Consider the following 17,459-nt stretch of genomic DNA (forward strand, 5'->3'; position numbering starts at 1 on the left):
AAGGGATATTCCAATAAAAAGTCTGGACATAGCATTTATTTCATTAAATTTATAAGTGAGCAGATGAAAAACTTATTAACCATAAAACTGCTCCCAAACTCTATTTTGTAAAAATTTTGTTTTCACACAACAATAATCCCTTCTTAAAGCATGTATTAAAACATTATTTCTAGGTCACATAATAAAATTTTCTTTTTTAAATTTAATTGTATAAACTTGTAATAAAAACACACTTATATATCTTCAACACACACATTTATCTTCAGAATTATGGGGAAAACAACTACAATCTATCACACTTGTATTCATCGTTTACGCAGTAAAACAGCTACCACAAATGAGGTACTTATCATTACAAGTTATGATTACTTCCTTCAAAAATTTGATCTGGCTCTTCTTCTTAAAAATTACCAGGAAATAATATTGATTCCACAGTCAACCGATGATGACTTTTTACTTAATCATGAAGTAAGTCCTCTTCTCGACAAATTTGAGAAGATACATTTAGTAACCAATCCTCAATATGATAGCCGTTATCATGTGATTTATGAGTTAGTTGTAAGAAAAAATAAATCCATTCGAATCAATACGGTTTATGATTTCTGTGAAAACTCGCTTAAAAAAGTTTATATTCCAAATAATATCACTGAAACAAATCCCAACATTAGTGCACTATTAACCTTTGGAAGAAGAGTTCGTTATCCAAAAAAAATAATTGATGTCTCAATTTCTGCTACGTTATTTTTTCTGAGCCTTCCTTTATGGATACTTAGCTATCTTAGAATAAAAATGGAATCTCCTGGACCCGTTTTTTATTTTCAAGAAAGAGTGGGTATGAGCAATAAAAATTTTGACTGTATTAAATTCAGGTCTATGCGTTTGGATGCTGAAATAAACGGAGCAAGCTTTTCTAAGAAAAAAGATTCACGTATCTTCTCCTACGGCTCGTTTATGCGAATGAGCAGAATTGACGAGCTCCCTCAAATCATCAATATTTTCCGTAGAGACATTTCATTGATAGGACCAAGACCGGAAAGGCCTGTATTCACTGAAACTTTCGATGAAACAATCCCTTATTATAACATAAGACATAACGTAAAACCCGGTATTACAGGATATGCACAGGTGATGTATCCATACGGTGCTGGTGTTCGTGATGCCCGTCACAAGTTGATGTATGATCTTTATTACATTAAGAACTGGAGTATACAACTTGAACTTAAAATAATAATGTTAACGATTTGGGTAATATTAGGCAGGAAAGGGCTTTGATATTTATTTTGACTCACCTAACTATAAATCTTGCCAGTCTTTTCCAATGAGGAAAATATCAGTACTTAACTTTCTTTTATGTTTTGTTTTAGGTATTGGTATAAACTACGCACAAGATTCAACGTTAATATATTCCATTAGTATTCTTGCTTCCGGGGCTAATCACAAAACTCCATTTTGGTTACAATCAAACCAAGATGGAGCTATTCCTCAATCTGGGTCCTTTCTATCAGGGCAGTACGGGATTTATAGAATTTATAACCCTGGTAATCCTCGTCTGTTCCAATGGTCAGCCGGAGCTCAGCTTATTACTAACGTGAGTAAATCCAGCTCAATATTTTTTACAGATTTGTATTTGGCGGGGAAAGCAGGTCCAGTCGAAATAAGTGTTGGGCAGCGTAAAGGATCCATGGGTATAACTGATACTACCTTAACATCGGGTTCTTTGGCGATGTCCGAAAATGCTCGTCCCTATCCCAAAATACAAATAGCCACACCGAATTTTGTAAATATTATTCCATTAAATGATATTCTCTCGTTCAAATTTTCTTACTCTGATGGCTTATTTGGTTCTGCCGCCATTAATTATGGTAACGTCAGCCAGATTCCTAATACTTATATGCATCAAAAATCTCTTTATTTGAGATTAGGAGGCTTACGACATAAACTAAGCCTGTATGCCGGCTTCAATCATCAGGCTGTGTGGGGTGGGGAAGAGAAAATATTTACCGGTGGCTTAAAAACCTTGGAGGCTTATAAATATGTAGTTATAGGAAAATCTTGGGCAGGCAGCAGAGTGGGAAATCATTTTGGTACCATAGACGTAGCTGCTGAATGGAGAGGTAAAGCTTGGAATCTTTTCTTTTATCGTCAAAATATCTACGAGGACGGTTCGCTGGCAAAACTTACAAATGTAGCTGACGGCCTAACGGGTTTAAGATTTAATAGAAAACATATTAATCAAAAAGATCTTTCATTTAAACTTAATACGATTTTAGTAGAGTTCATTTATACAAAAGAGCAAGGTGGTAGCACCTTCGACTTTAACCAAGGCATTTTTGGAAGAGATAACTACTTTAATCATTACGTCTATGCACAAGGCTGGTCATACAAAGCCAGGGCTCTTGGCACACCGCTGATAGGTCCTCAAAATATGTATCGGGATAATATTACTCGTGACAGCTCAAACTTTACTGCAAATAATAGAATAATCGCATTTCATCTTGGCCTAAAAGCATCCTGGAATAAGGTTGACTTATTATTTAAAGGCACTTTTTCTCAAAACTTTGGAACATATGATTTCCCATTCCCATCCGCCCTTACTCAAACGTCATTATTAATTCGCGCCGAAAGACCAATCTCTATTTGGAATAAAAGTCTTTTAAGTATAAGTTTAGCAACCGATGCGGGTAAATTATATACAAATAATTTTGCTCTTACTGTGGGGTGGAGAAAAGTAGGCTTTCTCCGTTAACTTATAACCTTCCTTCAAAATAAATTAAAAGATATTTTAGGTCATTAAATACCTGTATCCTAATTCAATGCGTAACTGCCTTTTTATCAGTTTTCTATTTTTAACTGCGTTAGTATCATACGCTCAGGATTCTACTTTTCAATATAAGGCTTCTCTTGCTCTGGCTGGCTCTACTGGCCAATCGTCATTCTGGATGCATGCTAATCAGAATGGAGTCGTTCCTTTAAACGGGAGTTTTATTAGCGGTCAGTTTGCTGCATATAAAATTTACAACCCAAACAATCCAAGAATTTTCCAGTGGTCTGCCGGAGCAGAATTAATTACAAACTATGGAAAGTCAGGATTAGGAAAAACTGGAGACTATTTTTTTACAGATCTGTATGTCGTTGGCAAAATCGGACCAATAGAGTTTCTTGCTGGTCAGAAAAAATCGATGACAGGTTTGGTTGATACACTTCTCACTTCCGGATCACTAGCCGTATCAGGTAATGCCAGACCAATACCTGGTTTTAATATTTCGATTGCGAATTTTCTGCCTTTGGGTTTTACAAACGATTTGGTTTCAGTTAAAGCTTCGTATGCTGATGGTAGATTGGGAGGCAGTAAAATTGCTTATGGAAGTACCAGTTATGTGCCCAACACCTACTTCCATCAAAAATCACTTTATTTTCGGATTGGAAGTACCGATAATAGACTCAAAATTTATACTGGCATCAACCACCAGGCTATTTGGGGAGGGGAAAATGAACTTGCCCCCGTTAATCATCTTAGCACTCTTAATGCCTACTGGTATGTGATATCTGGAAAAACACTGGATTATAGAAAAGTTGGTACCCATTTTGGGACCATAGATCTTGCCGGGGAATGGAAAGGCAGCAACTGGAATTATTTTTTTTACCGACAAAATATATACGACACAGGTTCATTATTTAAAGCAAACAATTTTGTTGACGGATTAAATGGATTTAGAGTAAAACGCATCAAGCCACTTAGTAGAAAAGAAACTTACTTTGCCGTGAATTCTTTTTTGTTAGAAGTAATAGGAACACAAAATCAAACCAACAATTCTCCGCTATCGAATTTGGCAATTTTTGAGAAGGGCGATTACTTCAATTCTTATATTTATAGCAGAGGTTGGTCGTACAACGATGCCTCGATAGGAACGGCATTAATTACGTCGCAAAATTTAACCGATAGTGATCTCCCACGTAATAAAACAAAATTTACAAATAACAACAGAAGCTGGGTTTTCCATTCTGGAATCACAGCAAGCTGGTTAAATACTAACTTTCTTTTTAAGGGCACTTATTCAAGAAATTTCGGGACATACATCAATCCATTCGACGCTGTAAAACAGCAGGTTTCAATTCAATTAAGTGCTGAGAAAAAAATGAAATTTCTAATCAACGGAACCTTCTTTGCCAGTTTTTATTCCGATATTGGCAAACTTTATCCTAATTCAGCAAGCTTATTACTTGGCTATCGCAAAAGCGGTATGTTTTTGTAGCAGATAAAATTTAGGGTTCATGTTAGAAAACAAAAGTTTTTATTATTCCTCTTGATAATTTTAATTATGACACACTCTATAAAAACCTTTGAAGTTAGCTTATGAAATCAATTTGTATCCTTGCCCTCTTATCCTGTATTCTAATCAGTTTTTCAAGAAGCTATTCACAGCCTACTACTGATATAAGTAAATACTCAGATTCCACTTCTTCTTTTGTAGAACTTACCGGATTTGGTAGTTCTACCTCACGCACACCTTTTTGGACTCAGGCCAACCAGTTTGGTATTGTTCCTCGTGCAAGCCCTGCTGGAAGTTTGCATGCTGGCGTTGATTATTTCCATAGCCTTTCAAATGACGGAAGTAATAAATGGAGAATCGGATTTGGTGTCGAAGCGGTAGGTAATGTTACTAAACAAGAAAATAAGTTTCTTTTACCACAGGCATATGGCTCAATCCGGTTTAAGAATTGGGAGTTTTCTATTGGAAGGAAAAAACAATGGGTAGGATTAGCAGACTCAACTCTTGGAACCGGATCTTATGCATGGTCGGGAAATGCTATGCCGATTCCTAAAATTCAATTTGGAACTTTGGGATTTGTTGCTGTTCCATTTACCAAAGGATGGGTTTCTTTTAACGGATTTTACTCCGACGGATTCTTTGAAAACAATCGACCTATAACAAGCGACTTGAAACTTCATCAAAAAGCTATTTACGTAAGATTGGGGAAATCTACCTCTAGATTAAAATTATACGCAGGTGCAAATCACGAAGTACAGTGGGGAGGGAAATCACCTTACTTAACAGTTGATGGCAAAATGCCAAGTGGTTTTGGTAACTACATTAATATGGTTACTGGAAGATTGGGAGTCAAAGGCACAAATGCCACCTATTTCGATAGTACTAACAGAATAGGAAATCAGTTAGGAAGTATTGATTTAGCGATCGAAATAGAGACATACTCATCAAGTATTCTCATCTACAGACAAACACCATACGAGGACGGCTCAATCTTTTATTTGACTGGTCTTAAGGATGGGCTTAATGGACTTCGAATTCGCAGAAAGAATATGTATGGTTCCAACTTTCAGATTACTGAAGGTGTACTGGAATTTCTTTACACAAAAGATCAGGGAGGAAATAATTTTGTGATTACTGATGGAAAAAAAAGAGGGCATGATAATTACTTCAATCACGCTCAGGTTAGAGATGGCTGGTCTTACTATGATCGTACTATCGGCACACCCTTTATAACACCCACATCTGATACAAAAAATAGATGGCCCAGCTATGCCGATAGTTTCACTAGTAATAACCGCGTAAGCGTAATACATCTGGGACTAAAAGGAACTTTATTGCAGAAGATCATCTGGACTACAAAATTATCTTATTCAAGTAATTCAGGAACTTATGATGAACCTTTCCTGGGCTCCCCTACTCAATTTTCCGGCTTATTAACCATGCAAGGCAAAATCAATATTTTTGGAGGAACGATCCTGAAAGGTTCAGTTGCCGCGGATTTGGGAAAGTTATATGCTGATACTTACGGATTTACCTTGGGATTAAGAAAAGAAGGGCTTTTAAGTAAATAAAACGTTTTTTAATACTAGAAAAGGCCATCAAATATAACATTTGATGGCCTTTTAATTTTTTACAAATTGCCACGAATCGAAGCCGCCAATTCTGCCAGCTCCTCTTGTGATATCTTTATTTTTTTGCTAAAATCAGCATCTGACATACTGTTTAAAGGAAGTAAATGAACGTGTGCATGTGGAACTTCGAGCCCGATCACGCTCACTCCTATCCGTAAACATGGTATTGTTTTTTCCAGGGCAGGTACAATAGTCTTGGCAAAAAGGAAAAGTCTGCTGTAAGTATCATCGTCCAGATTAAAAATATAGTCAACTTCTTTCTTTGGAATTACTAACGTATGTCCTTTGGCGATAGGGAACGCATCAAGAAAAGCTAAAAATTCATCATTTTCAGCAATTTTATGGGAAGGGATTTCTCCGCTGACAATTCTTGAAAATATGGAAGCCATTAATTATTTTATTTTGTGGATCTGACAAAAATATAAACTAGACTTACTTAAACTTTAATACGATTTTAAGTAATTCCATTCTTAAAAGTACTTAATATTGTGATCCAAAACATTTAAAATAATAGCACATGAATTTGACAAAATGGCAAGGATTTGGCAAAACAGCCGTAATCGCCTTATTTTCACTGGCTCTTCTTGGAAACGAAGCACAGGCGCAAAAAGGAAAATGGGTAAAATTGTTTGATGGTAAAACAACAACCGGATGGCATAGCTGGCAGGAATCTTCGGTTTTGCCTCAATGGAAAGTTGAAGATGGTGCGATCGTTCTTGCTGAAAAAGGCGGAAAAGACCTGGTTACAGATAAAGAATATGCTGATTTTGAACTGGAACTTGACTGGAAAATCAGTGAAGGCGGTAACAGCGGAATTATCTATCACGTGATTGAAGATAAAAAATACTGCTGTCCTTATTCAACTGGCCCGGAAATTCAGATTCTTGATGACGTGAAACATCCTGACGCGAAAGCTGGAAAAGATGGAAACCACAAATCTGCATCTCTATATGATATGCTTCCTCCGAGCGATTTCACTGCAACAAAACCTGCCGGTGAATGGAACAAAGCTAAAATCATTATCAAAAACGGTCATGGTGAAAGCTGGTTGAACGGCAAGAAACTTGTTGAATTCTCAACAATGGGTCCTGAATGGGAAAAATTGGTTGCTAACAGTAAATTCAAAACATGGGATGGTTTCGGTGTATCACAAAAAGGCAAAATTGCCTTGCAGGATCATGGAAATAAAGTTTCCTTTAAAAATATCCGTATCAAAGAGCTTTAATCGGTTAAGTTCATAGATCCGGTCCAATATTCGCGACTGTAAATTCGCCTCACCGGCCAATTTTTCAGTCGCAACAGAAGGGGTAAATAAGCGTGTGGTTCTTTTGACGATTTACTTCGGTGATACAAATCATCGTCCGTCAGGATCAAACCTTTGTATACCCCTTCTTCTTTTATCGTAAGATCAGAAAACGGCAATTCTTTATGAAGATCAGGACGGAGTTTTGCCAGCCTGTCCTTCAAAAGCCAATTAGACCGGAAACGATCTGTCGCTAACGGTTTTGGCTGATAATTTCCATCCGAAACCTGTTGGGCATATTGAAGATATGATTTTAATAACCTAGGACCTTCATTTGCAGTCTGTTCCGTTTGTAATTGTTCCGGCCAGACACTTGTTACAAAATAAATCTTTTCACGAGCACGGGTAACAGCCACATTAAGCCTGTTTTCACCTCCCTGCATATTCAGACTTCCGAAATTCATGGTTATTCTCCCCTTTTCGTCCGGCGCATATCCCATAGAGAAAATAATAATATCCCTTTCGTCTCCCTGAACGTTTTCAATATTTTTGACAAACAAATCATTTGCTGAAACCTTCTCTTTTTCCAAAGTTTCCTGAATAAGCTGCTGCTGGTAAAAGTTAAATGTCACTACGCCGACCGTTTTTTCTGTCAGCCCGAGCTCCCTTACCAATTCTACCACTTTTTCTGCTTCTATCAAATTCGTATTATTCTTCCAGATACCTTCTGTTTTGACATAGGTAATACCCGGATCCTGGGTATTGATCAGATTGAAATCGGGCAGTAACCGTAAAGAATTTTTATAAAAATGCTGATTTGAAAAACCGATCAAATCCAGTGAAAGGCTGCGATAGTGTCCGGAAAGCTGATACTGATCCAGACTTTGCGCGGCCAGATCCAGCAAAGAAACAACTTCCAGAGCAACAGAAATTTCCTCTTCATCATCAGGCTTTTCTTCATACCGAACCTTATACAAATCGCTTGGTGAAAGTTGTTTGGCATCACCTGTTACAACAACCTGTTTCCCCCGGAAAGCAGCCGGCAATCCATATTCTGCATAACACTGTGAAGCTTCGTCAAAAATAACCAGATCAAATAAATCAGCCTGCATTGGAAATATAGCTGAAACAGCTTCCGGTGATGCCATCCAGCATGGAATCAAAGAAAAAACATCTTCTGCGTAATTTTCCAGAAGTTTCCTAATCGGCCAGATTTTTCTTTTTTTAGTGACCTGATGACTTAATTCGCGGTAAGTGACCCGGTTTCCAAGTCTGTTTTTTTCAATATCCTGATAAGTAGCTTCACGAAGTTTTATGCCAGTTATTTCCCGGCTTAAATTCTGTTTTTGTTCAATACTGCCTTGCAACTGTTCTTCCCACTGCTGCATTTTCAGTGAAGTAACAGCGCGTAACTCAGGGAATTTATTTTCAATATGTTCAATCCATTCAAGCGAGACACTGTTTTCAAACAATGTTACAAATTGATCAGAAGTATCGTATTGAGATTTTTGTCCCTTTGAAATGACACGTTTCGTGATGGTTTGTTCCGTGACATTCATTTCAAACAGAATCTTGTCCATCTCCACGATTGAATCAAAATCGCTGCTTAATGAAGAAAGTAATTCCTTACTGTAATTTTCAGGTTGTAAAACCAGCTTTTCAATTTGCTGCCGCAAAAGAAAAGGATTCATAATTTCTTCAAGACGTGCCCAGGCTTTAATCCATCCTGACAATTTTTCAACCTTGATCTGAAAGTCATTTACATTTTCAGATTCCGCAGCCAAATGAATAATTATTTCCTGCCAGGGTTTTAATACCGAACGCGATACTGCATCCGCCGCCTTTTCAGCATCTTGAAAGAAGTGAATATACTGCTGTTCAAATGATGCATTAAATTCAAGATACTTTTCGTCGAAATTAAGTAACGGACTTTGCAGCCAATTTTCGAGTTCAATTCTGTTACGAAGTCTGAGTTCCAGCTTTTCCAGGTCTTCCGCAGATGTTGTCAGTCCATTTTTATTGGCAATATCAGTGACAGAAGCTTTTTCATTTCCAAATAAATTCCACCATATACCTGACACAGAAGATTGTTTTGCATCAATTGCTTTTTTTAGCTGTGCACGAAAGCTGGTAAGCTCCTCTCTCCCTAAATTTGATTCAATTCCATCTTCGGCAAATCCTTCCAACGCATCCGTCGTCTGTCGGATAAATGCCAGTCGCTCTGAAATGCTTTTGTCTGAATTGATATATTTTTTGAAGAGATTATAAACGACTTCCTTTTCAACCAGTTCAGAAATATCAGTCAACCTTTCAAGGATTTCATTTTTGTTTTGAATATAATCTATTGAAAATGGTCTGCCAGTGATTTTCTCAAATTTACTGCTTTGAAGAATATATGCTTCCGGCCAATCAGAAAGCATTTTTTCCATATTCCGCAGATCGCCGATACCATATTTGGCAAAACTTTTCCGGTTGAACCAGGCATGCTGTTTGTCAAATCTGAGATAATAACCGGAAAATATTTTCAGTCTTCTCTTATAATCATCCCATTGATCCAACCGGAAAGATTTGAAAACGTCTTTTGCATCAATTATTTCCGCCTTACTATTACTGGTTAGATATAATTCCTTGACCGAAACGCCACTTTCTTTTTCGTCAAATAATGCGCTTCGAAAAACATCAAGATCCGCTACCGTACGGTCTATTTGACGACTTTCCTGTCCGAATTGTCTTTCTAAAAAAACAGCATCCAGACTATAATTTTGTTGCCGGTAAGATTCTACCTGCTCAATTTGCGTTGCGAACTGACGATACAAATCCCCTCTGTCATTTTTAAAATCATGGATAAGTGCCACAAATGGATCCATACCAACGGATTTTAACCTTTGATGAACAACATCCAGTGCCGCCCGTTTCTGACATACCAATAAAACACGTTTTCCCTGAGCCGCAAAATCTGCCATTAAATTGCAGATTAACTGGGATTTTCCACTTCCGGGAGGTCCTTGAACCACAACAGATTTACCGGATTTTACCGCACGAATAATCCCCTCCTGAGATTCATCAACAGCAAAAGGTGTTAGTATTTGCTCCTCTCGTAATGCCGGCGAATTTTCCACTGTAATATTTTCAGGAATTTCACTAAGTTGAAAATCTTCATCAATTTCCTCATTCAGCAGAAGCATTTTAAATGTTTCCTGCTCAGATAATTCCAATAAAGTATTGTAGTCAGGAACCAAATAAGATCCAGCCTGTGGAAATATTCCTAAAACAGCTTCAGGATAAAGTTTAAGCTCTCCATTTTTTTCCAAAAGCTGCAAGTCTGCACTTTTGGTCGCGGAAAACGGACTTAATTTATCTTCAAAAAGCTGTTGATTAAAGTTAATTCTAAGAGGCGTTTCTTTCAGCCATTCGTACAGTTGGGTTCTGAATTCAAGTATATCCTTCGAAAAATCTTCAAAAGATTTTTCAAGAATTTCGTCAGACACAACAGCCTCATTGAAATGTGCATAGGCAAGGGCGAAGCTGCGATTAAGCGTAATGCCTATATCATCACGTTCGAACAAACACCACTGTTCACGATCTATCCGAAGCGTGACCGGGAAAAATAATAATGGAGCATGAATAGGCGTACCGTCGGAAAGTTTTCCACGAACAAAAGGATAGCCAACATAAAGATCGCGTGAACCCCGCTCCTCTTCTATGAAATGCTCCGTCCGCGCTATTTTACGTAAACGCTTGCTGACTTCATTAACTTTTTCAAAACGGGGATCCTGAATATCACAAACAGGAATCCTGTTTTTACGTTGAATCAGATTTTGAATAAATTCAAACGAAGATTTCCCAAGAAGGAAATCCGTTTCGTTTAAATCAAGAAATTGCTCAGCCGGAAGACTTGTTAATAAAAGTGACTTGTTGCGCGTGCTGAGATTCGTCAGTCGTTTTAAATAAGCTTTAAGGACACGGTTCATAGATTTAAAACGATCCTTACGAATTAACTATTGGATGCGATTTCTTTTACTTCTTCTTTTTCGGGTAAAATAACGGAGGCAAGGATACTCACCGCCAAAATTCCAAGGATTACATAAAGGGAATAAACGGTCTTGAAACCCATTTCTTCAAGCGGAACATGTGCCAGCATTTTTCCACCGATAAATACCAGGAGAACGCCCAGACCATATTTAAGGAAACGGAATAGTCCCATGATATTACTCAAAAAGAAGAACATAGAACGAAGGCCCATGATCGCAAAAATGTTGGAAAAGAAAACCACATAAGGATCTTTTGTTACAGAGAAAACGGCCGGAACCGAATCGACTGCGAAGATCAAATCTGTGAATTCAACAATCAGAACCACGACGAAAAGTGGAGTCACCAGCCATTTACCTTTTTTCTTTACGAAGAAATGCTCGTAGACATAGCGTGGAAATACTGAGAAATATTTTGAAGCGAATTTAACAACAGGATGTTTGGCTGGATCAATTGTTTCATCCTCATCACCCTGGAAGAAAATTTTACCACCCTGATATACAAGTAGTACACCGAAAAGATAAATGATCCACTCGAAACGCTGGATTAATGCAGAACCTACAAAAATGAAAACGAATCGCATCAAAATTGCACCTAAAACACCCCAGAATAATACTTTTTTGTAATATTTTGGTCGTACTCCAAATGAGGCAAATATTAGTATAATAACAAATATATTATCAACCGAAAGTGCATATTCAAGCAGATAGCCGGTAATAAATTCCAGAGACATATTCTTCCGGTATATTTCCAGACTGGCTTCAAAATTATCAGGGATAAGTTTTAAGTGAGGTGCATATTTAGCCTGAATTGTGGCCAGATCGGCATAATTATCGACACCATGAACCAAATCGCCATGCGTTTTAATGACCATGTAAAATACAAGCGCCAGTACGATCCAGGCGACGGTCCAGGCGGCAGCTTCTTTAAATTTTACAACATGATCTTTTTTATTAAAAACTCCCAGATCCAAAAGGAGCATGATGCCAATCACTAAAAGGAAACCTCCAAAAAACAGTACTTCGCTCGAAAACATGAAAATTTATTTTTTAAACCTGGACAACGACAGAGATGAGTTATAAAATCAGAGAGAATTACCTCCATTGTCAATACTACACAAAGGTAATCAAAAATTAAAGTGCCCGAGGCTATTTGGACAAACGGTTATAAGTATAATATTTCGTCTCCAAAATCGATGAAGTATGGTTTGCCGCTCTGTAAAATCATACTCTTAAAATTATTTCTCAATCGTAATTCTAAAAAATGACCATTTCATCTTGATTTTAGGATTATAGTCCTGACAATATTAACTCATCCCGAAAAAAAGTGAAATTTTTATTTTTGCTAACTATTATGATTTACAATTTGTTAATAATTTCTTCAATTTTTTTTCAAAAATATTTTCATCAAACACTTGCGCCGCATAGGTCATATGAATACCTTTGCACCACGTTAATCAAATAACGCACCAGAAAACACGCAGAAGTAGCTCAGCTGGTAGAGCGCAACCTTGCCAAGGTTGAGGTCGCGAGTTCGAACCTCGTCTTCTGCTCAGAGATATAGAGCACCGGAAACGGTGCTTTTTCTCATAAAAACCGACAAGCTAGCTTGAAGGTGGGTTAATGCCAGGGTGGTGGAACTGGTAGACACGCAGGACTTAAAATCCTGTGAGCTGTAAGGCTCGTACGGGTTCGATTCCCGTCCCCGGTACATCACTGTCAAGGAGTTACGATCTTTTCGTAACTCCTTTTTTCTTGCTGAAGAATTTCATGCCATACATTGGATCAGTCCAAAAATTTGGGGGGAATGTAAAAAATTGTTTGTTTTGCGATAAATCAATTTGAATAGGATTGCAAGAGTCTTATTTAGCCTTAGTCCGCTTCCTTTACCCGAGGGAATTCTTGATTATTTCGAACTTTCTAAAATAATTGAGGGGCCTTACAGGTCTGAACATTTATTTGGAAGAAAAGAATCTTCCTCCTTCCCAGTATCAAGATCAAAAAATAGAATCCAAGGGCTTTCTCCCAGAGATATACATTCAAGATTTTCCAATTCGTAATCAGCGTGTTACACTTTGTATTAAGCGTAGGCGCTGGGAAGTCAAAGATACTGGCGAGATTATAAGAAGAGATTGGAATGTGGTACAGCAAGGAACGCGAATGACAAAGGAATTCGCGGATTTTTTAAAAGATCTGAATTGATAATTATCCTGTAAGCTGTTCACAACTAGGTAAATATTTCCATGTGGATGGTAAGCAATTTCAAGAGCAGTACAAAAATCATATCAGCGATTACAAAGATTGGAACCAGCGTGAGCATGCTGCTGAGTGGCTTTTGTACCCAGAAAACATAGGTCCATATGTAAGTATCGATGAGACCTCTCTTTCTAATGGAGAGTTTATACCATTGTTACTAACAAGGCCGCAAGAGGTCGAAAAGGCTCATTATTAGCCATGGTGAAAGGTACAGAAGCCGCATCAGTCATTGAAATTTTGCAAAAAATACCTAGGCGTGTTCGTTGCAAAGTACACGAAGTGACTTTGGACATGGCCGCCAACATAGGATTGATCGTGAGCCAGTGTTTTCCCAAAGAGTCTAAGGTAATTGATCGCTTCCATGTTCAGAAACTAGCGTTTGATGCTGTTCAGGAGATTAGAATAAAACACCGCTGGAAAGCCCTGGATCAGGAGAATCAGGGCATTGAAGCTGCTAAACAAGCGGTTTGCCATATAAACAAGAAACGCTTGTCAACGGCGCTACATTGAAACAGTTGCTGGTTTGAAGTCGATATTTATTATTTAAGAGTTCTGATAAGTGGACGGCTTCTCATGTCCAGCGTTCTAAACTGCTTTTCGAATTCTGTTAATTGAACAGGCCTACCAGCTGGCAACAGGATTAGGGACTATTTTCAGGAATTGTAAATCAAAGGAGCAAGCTTTCAAAAGGCTCGCACTTTGGTACAATACTGTTAAGGATTGCGGTCTTGATTCATTTAAAACTATTGCCAGGTCTATTCAAACGCATTATCTAAATATTTTAAACTTCTTTAATAACAAAAGTACAAACGCATTTGCCGAATCCTTCAATGCAAAGATCAAGGCATTTAGGGCATCTTCAAGAGGTGTGAGAGATATTCCGTTTTTCTTATTCAGGCTGACTAAACTTTATGCGTAAATTCCCCCCAAAGGTTTCAGCTTGATCCTGAATATAGCCTTATTATGAAAGTGGTAGATTAATCATGACAAAATAAATTGTTCTAGAAGATTAAAATCTACAGATCTGGCATAAAATCCTTCGGAGAACAATTCATCTCTTTCGCTAATATACCCAAGTGATTTACATTGTATTTACTAGCAAACTTTGGGCTTTCTATTTGACCGATAAAACCTCTGCTAAGATTTAGAAACATGGCAAGATCGTCCTGCGAAAAGCCCTTCGATTTCCGAACTTTTCTAACCTCGTTAATTACCGCAATTTCAAAATCGGTTTTTTCTGCCATGATCCTTTGCAAGAACAAAAAAGATCATTAGTTTTGTGCTTAGTCATTACTAAGCAAATTTTTTAAACAATTATTAAATTGAAAAATGCTTTGCTAATGCATCGTATTAATTTGTATTCTCCGTTCCGGCATCGCACTTTCAAAAAGATGCAATACCGCTACTTTAATTCGGAAACTGCTATGAGATTAAGGGACCTATCAATTGACACTGAAAAAGGCTCTATGTACTTATCTCTTTTTAAAAGAGGCGACGAAAGTGCAATGAACTTTGTTTATCAAAATTCTTTTCACAGTCTAAAGCATTTTGGTATAAACCTGATTAGAGACGAATTCCTAGTAACGTGTCTGCTTCACGAATGCTATCTTAAAGCATGGTCAAACCGCCATAGAATGGAAAGCCTGCCCCACATTTATAGATTCATTCGTATGAATCTCCGCTGGCAGATTCTACGGAATATTGAAAAGTCTCGTCATACCATATACGGACAAACGCTGTTTGTAGACCACCTTGATAAAAGAATTGGTGATTTCGAAGACCTGATAGATGATAAAGAAACTTGGGAGGAAGAAATTAAGAAGCTAGACATGACCACGGAAAGTATGCAGTATCTTTCTGCTGAGTCACGGCAAATCGTTTCACTCTATTTTCTAAAGGGCTTTACGCACAAACAGATTGCAGACCGGTTAGGAAAAAGCATTTTCCATGTTTCAGAACAACTTAGCAAAAGTGTCAAACAGATTAAAAGCATAGTCCATGTATCAAAAAAGGAGATCAAAAATAATTCAGTAAAAGGCATCAACCTCCAAACAGGAATTTTAGATCCTCAACAGTCAAAGATCTACGACCTTAGAAAAAACCATAAGTTGTCCTTCAGGGAAATTGCAAATAAATTAGGACTTCCCCAGACCCAGGTCCAACAGCATTATATTAAGGCGCATCAATTACTGCAAAGTCAATCCGTTCAAAAGTCAAATAACCGGTTTTAGCATGATAACCACTTATAGATATGGAAAAGCTATTTTTCACCCGGAAAATCCAGCTGAAAATCGACAGCGAGGATCCAGATTATAAGTCACATGTTTTTAAAACTTTGTACGACTGGCGCTACATCTGTTTTAAAGCATCGAACCTGATTTTCACCCATCACTTTGTGCAGCACCAAATCAAGGAAATTATTTACCTAACGGATGAAGCAAAAGTCAAACTTGTCAATGTTAAATTAGATGAGAATGGTATTCTTGCAACTTCCCGAATGAACACCACTTATCAAATACTAGCCAGAAACTTCAAGGGCAGCATCCCTATGCATATTATGAGCTCGCTGAACAGCACCTTGGTAAGCACCTTCAATACAAATTTGGTTTCTTATATAACAGGAGAAAAAACACTACCTAATTTTAAAAAAGATTTACCAATACCATTTAAAGGAACTGATCTAAAATTGCTGATAGCTGCTGAAGGTGGTCATATCTTTCATTTCAAACTCTTTGATATCCAGTTTAAAACATACCTGGGAAAGGATTTCTCCGATAAGAAGAACTTACTGCATCGCCTTGTAAAAAAGGAAATCAAGCTTTGCACCAGCTCACTCGTACTTGAAAAAGGTAAGATCTTTATGTTAGCTGTTTTCGAGTCAGAAAATCCGGTCCACCTGCTTAATGAAAATATCGTCGCGGAAGCTTCACTTTCATTGGATTACCCAATTACGCTGACCATTGGCAAAGCCCGGTACACTATTGGGAACAAAGACGAATTCCTTTACAAAAGACTTTCCATTCAGGCAGCCATTCAAAGGAAGCAAAATGCCATGTCCTTTATGAATAGCCAAACCAAAAAGAGACTTAAAGAAAACACGATCGAAAATCTGCAAAATGCAGAGAAACGGTACGTAAACCAAAAGCAGCACGTATATAGCAAGCGCTTAATTGACCTTTGTGTGAAAAACCAAGCAGCGACACTGCTTCTGGTGGATCAACAGGAAAAAGAAGCGCAGGCCTCACAGGACTCCTTTCTTTTTCGTAACTGGGGTTACGGAGGGTTAAAACAAAAGATTGAGCGTAAAGCCGCCGGCGCGGGTATTACGGTGATCGTGGAATAGTAAAATTTAGAGGCTGCTTGTAAAGCCGAAGGATGAAACTCAGATAGTTTCATCAAATGTCCCTTAGGGCATATACAACTGGGTTCGGCTTATTTTTTTAGCAAAAAGAGACTTTGTGGCCGCTTTACAGCCGCAGGATTAAAGCCGTGCTGGCCTTAATCAAATGCCAGAGTGTGGCATATACAACTGAGATCAGCTTTGCTACCGACACCTACGCGTTATTTATTTCACTGCCTTACCAACTAATTTGTATGGCAGTGAAAAATTGTTTGTTACTAAAATTTCAACTATGGCATCAAATACTCAATCCTCTCTTCCGCTGCCTTGCCAAACTTAGTTCTGCCGACTTGCTTTTTTCCAGGCTCTGAACTTCGCCGAGCCGCTTTTCCAGATTGCCAGCATTCCAGCCCAGATTCCAGGAAGGACTTTAAGGTATTATTAAATCTAAGAGCCTATTTATGAAGACAGTACACGATAATGAAATATCGAATTAGTTTCCCAGTTGTCATCCCTATTCTACGGAATTTGTGGAGTCTAACGATTTCAGCACGGTACAACTTCCATTTTTTACAAAAGATCGCTATTATTCTTTTTGGTTCTTAAATTTTTTATCATAAGGCGTCACCGGTGTTATATTACTATATTGAAGAACTTCCCAAAAGGAAGTCTTTTTTTTTGCTCCTCTTT

At 37.8% G+C, this 17,459-nt stretch carries 14 protein-coding genes and 2 tRNA genes; 12 read left to right on the plus strand and 4 right to left on the minus strand.

Annotation, left to right across the window (positions count from 1 at the left end; translation table 11 throughout):
* Positions 1-270: 270 nt before the first annotated feature.
* The 4 genes from IEE83_RS24210 (at position 271) to IEE83_RS24225 (ending at position 5,842) form a co-directional block, all read left to right on the plus strand.
* Positions 271-1,272: a sugar transferase gene (locus tag IEE83_RS24210; protein ID WP_194123056.1), complete on the plus strand. Its 1,002-nt coding sequence runs from the start codon at positions 271-273 to the stop codon at positions 1,270-1,272.
* Positions 1,273-1,318: 46 nt separating this feature from the next.
* A complete protein-coding gene (locus tag IEE83_RS24215) occupies positions 1,319-2,746 on the plus strand; it encodes a capsule assembly Wzi family protein (RefSeq protein ID WP_194123058.1) in 1,428 nt (475 codons plus the stop codon).
* Positions 2,747-2,813: 67 nt separating this feature from the next.
* Positions 2,814-4,253, plus strand: a complete 1,440-nt coding sequence (locus tag IEE83_RS24220) for a capsule assembly Wzi family protein (RefSeq protein WP_194123059.1) — start codon at positions 2,814-2,816, stop codon at positions 4,251-4,253.
* Positions 4,254-4,354: 101 nt separating this feature from the next.
* On the plus strand, positions 4,355-5,842 hold the full coding sequence (locus IEE83_RS24225) for a capsule assembly Wzi family protein (protein WP_194123060.1): 1,488 nt from the start codon (positions 4,355-4,357) through the stop codon (positions 5,840-5,842).
* A gap of 59 nt (positions 5,843-5,901) precedes the next feature.
* Here IEE83_RS24225 and IEE83_RS24230 read toward each other — a convergent pair whose 3' ends face one another.
* Complete coding sequence (locus IEE83_RS24230; RefSeq protein WP_194123061.1) at positions 5,902-6,291, minus strand: HIT family protein; 390 nt, start codon at positions 6,289-6,291, stop codon at positions 5,902-5,904.
* Positions 6,292-6,419: 128 nt separating this feature from the next.
* Here IEE83_RS24230 and IEE83_RS24235 point away from each other — a divergent pair, with 128 nt between their 5' ends.
* Positions 6,420-7,127, plus strand: coding sequence for a 3-keto-disaccharide hydrolase (locus IEE83_RS24235; protein WP_194123062.1), 708 nt, complete (start codon positions 6,420-6,422; stop codon positions 7,125-7,127).
* On the opposite strand, the gene IEE83_RS24240 is transcribed toward IEE83_RS24235, so the two are convergent.
* Together IEE83_RS24240 and IEE83_RS24245 are read right to left on the minus strand one after the other, a co-directional pair.
* Positions 7,124-11,116 (minus strand): AAA domain-containing protein, encoded by a 3,993-nt coding sequence (locus tag IEE83_RS24240; protein WP_194123063.1) that lies wholly within the window; start codon positions 11,114-11,116, stop codon positions 7,124-7,126. The two genes, IEE83_RS24235 and IEE83_RS24240, sit on opposite strands and share 4 nt — an antisense overlap.
* A gap of 23 nt (positions 11,117-11,139) precedes the next feature.
* Positions 11,140-12,210: a TerC/Alx family metal homeostasis membrane protein gene (locus IEE83_RS24245; RefSeq protein ID WP_194123064.1), complete on the minus strand. Its 1,071-nt coding sequence runs from the start codon at positions 12,208-12,210 to the stop codon at positions 11,140-11,142.
* 443 nt (positions 12,211-12,653) lie between these two features.
* Here IEE83_RS24245 and IEE83_RS24250 point away from each other — a divergent pair.
* The 5 genes from IEE83_RS24250 to IEE83_RS33665 all read left to right on the plus strand — a co-directional run bounded on the left by IEE83_RS24250 (position 12,654) and on the right by IEE83_RS33665 (position 14,348).
* Positions 12,654-12,726 (plus strand) — tRNA-Gly (locus IEE83_RS24250).
* Positions 12,727-12,798: 72 nt separating this feature from the next.
* Positions 12,799-12,884, plus strand: a tRNA-Leu gene (locus IEE83_RS24255).
* Between the two features lie 218 nt (positions 12,885-13,102).
* Positions 13,103-13,375 (plus strand): ISAon1 family transposase N-terminal region protein, encoded by a 273-nt coding sequence (locus tag IEE83_RS33760; RefSeq protein ID WP_438821030.1) that lies wholly within the window; start codon positions 13,103-13,105, stop codon positions 13,373-13,375.
* Between the two features lie 252 nt (positions 13,376-13,627).
* Positions 13,628-13,939: a transposase gene (locus tag IEE83_RS33660; RefSeq protein WP_369009351.1), complete on the plus strand. Its 312-nt coding sequence runs from the start codon at positions 13,628-13,630 to the stop codon at positions 13,937-13,939.
* A gap of 100 nt (positions 13,940-14,039) precedes the next feature.
* A complete protein-coding gene (locus IEE83_RS33665) occupies positions 14,040-14,348 on the plus strand; it encodes a transposase (RefSeq protein ID WP_369009357.1) in 309 nt (102 codons plus the stop codon).
* Between the two features lie 97 nt (positions 14,349-14,445).
* On the opposite strand, the gene IEE83_RS24265 is transcribed toward IEE83_RS33665, so the two are convergent.
* Positions 14,446-14,673 (minus strand): helix-turn-helix domain-containing protein, encoded by a 228-nt coding sequence (locus tag IEE83_RS24265; RefSeq protein ID WP_194123065.1) that lies wholly within the window; start codon positions 14,671-14,673, stop codon positions 14,446-14,448.
* Positions 14,674-14,895: 222 nt separating this feature from the next.
* Between IEE83_RS24265 and IEE83_RS24270 the strand changes: the two genes are divergently transcribed.
* Both IEE83_RS24270 and IEE83_RS24275 read left to right on the plus strand, forming a co-directional pair.
* The gene (locus tag IEE83_RS24270) at positions 14,896-15,660 is read left to right on the plus strand and encodes a sigma factor-like helix-turn-helix DNA-binding protein (RefSeq protein ID WP_228102067.1); all 765 of its coding nucleotides are present in this window, start codon (positions 14,896-14,898) and stop codon (positions 15,658-15,660) included.
* A gap of 20 nt (positions 15,661-15,680) precedes the next feature.
* Positions 15,681-16,772, plus strand: coding sequence for a hypothetical protein (locus IEE83_RS24275; protein WP_194123067.1), 1,092 nt, complete (start codon positions 15,681-15,683; stop codon positions 16,770-16,772).
* Positions 16,773-17,459 lie beyond the last annotated feature (687 nt).

The organism is Dyadobacter subterraneus (assembly GCF_015221875.1).
GTDB classification, from domain to species: Bacteria; Bacteroidota; Bacteroidia; order Cytophagales; family Spirosomataceae; genus Dyadobacter; species Dyadobacter subterraneus.

Coding starts and splice junctions, on each gene's coding strand:
- IEE83_RS24210 (WP_194123056.1), top strand. CDS start 271: ATGGGGAAAACAACTACAATCTATCACACTTGTATTCATCGTTTACGC.
- IEE83_RS24215 (WP_194123058.1), top strand. CDS start 1,319: ATGAGGAAAATATCAGTACTTAACTTTCTTTTATGTTTTGTTTTAGGT.
- IEE83_RS24220 (WP_194123059.1), top strand. CDS start 2,814: ATGCGTAACTGCCTTTTTATCAGTTTTCTATTTTTAACTGCGTTAGTA.
- IEE83_RS24225 (WP_194123060.1), top strand. CDS start 4,355: ATGAAATCAATTTGTATCCTTGCCCTCTTATCCTGTATTCTAATCAGT.
- IEE83_RS24230 (WP_194123061.1), bottom strand. CDS start 6,291: ATGGCTTCCATATTTTCAAGAATTGTCAGCGGAGAAATCCCTTCCCAT.
- IEE83_RS24235 (WP_194123062.1), top strand. CDS start 6,420: ATGAATTTGACAAAATGGCAAGGATTTGGCAAAACAGCCGTAATCGCC.
- IEE83_RS24240 (WP_194123063.1), bottom strand. CDS start 11,116: ATGAACCGTGTCCTTAAAGCTTATTTAAAACGACTGACGAATCTCAGC.
- IEE83_RS24245 (WP_194123064.1), bottom strand. CDS start 12,210: ATGTTTTCGAGCGAAGTACTGTTTTTTGGAGGTTTCCTTTTAGTGATT.
- IEE83_RS33660 (WP_369009351.1), top strand. CDS start 13,628: ATGGTGAAAGGTACAGAAGCCGCATCAGTCATTGAAATTTTGCAAAAA.
- IEE83_RS24265 (WP_194123065.1), bottom strand. CDS start 14,673: ATGGCAGAAAAAACCGATTTTGAAATTGCGGTAATTAACGAGGTTAGA.
- IEE83_RS24270 (WP_228102067.1), top strand. CDS start 14,896: ATGTACTTATCTCTTTTTAAAAGAGGCGACGAAAGTGCAATGAACTTT.
- IEE83_RS24275 (WP_194123067.1), top strand. CDS start 15,681: ATGGAAAAGCTATTTTTCACCCGGAAAATCCAGCTGAAAATCGACAGC.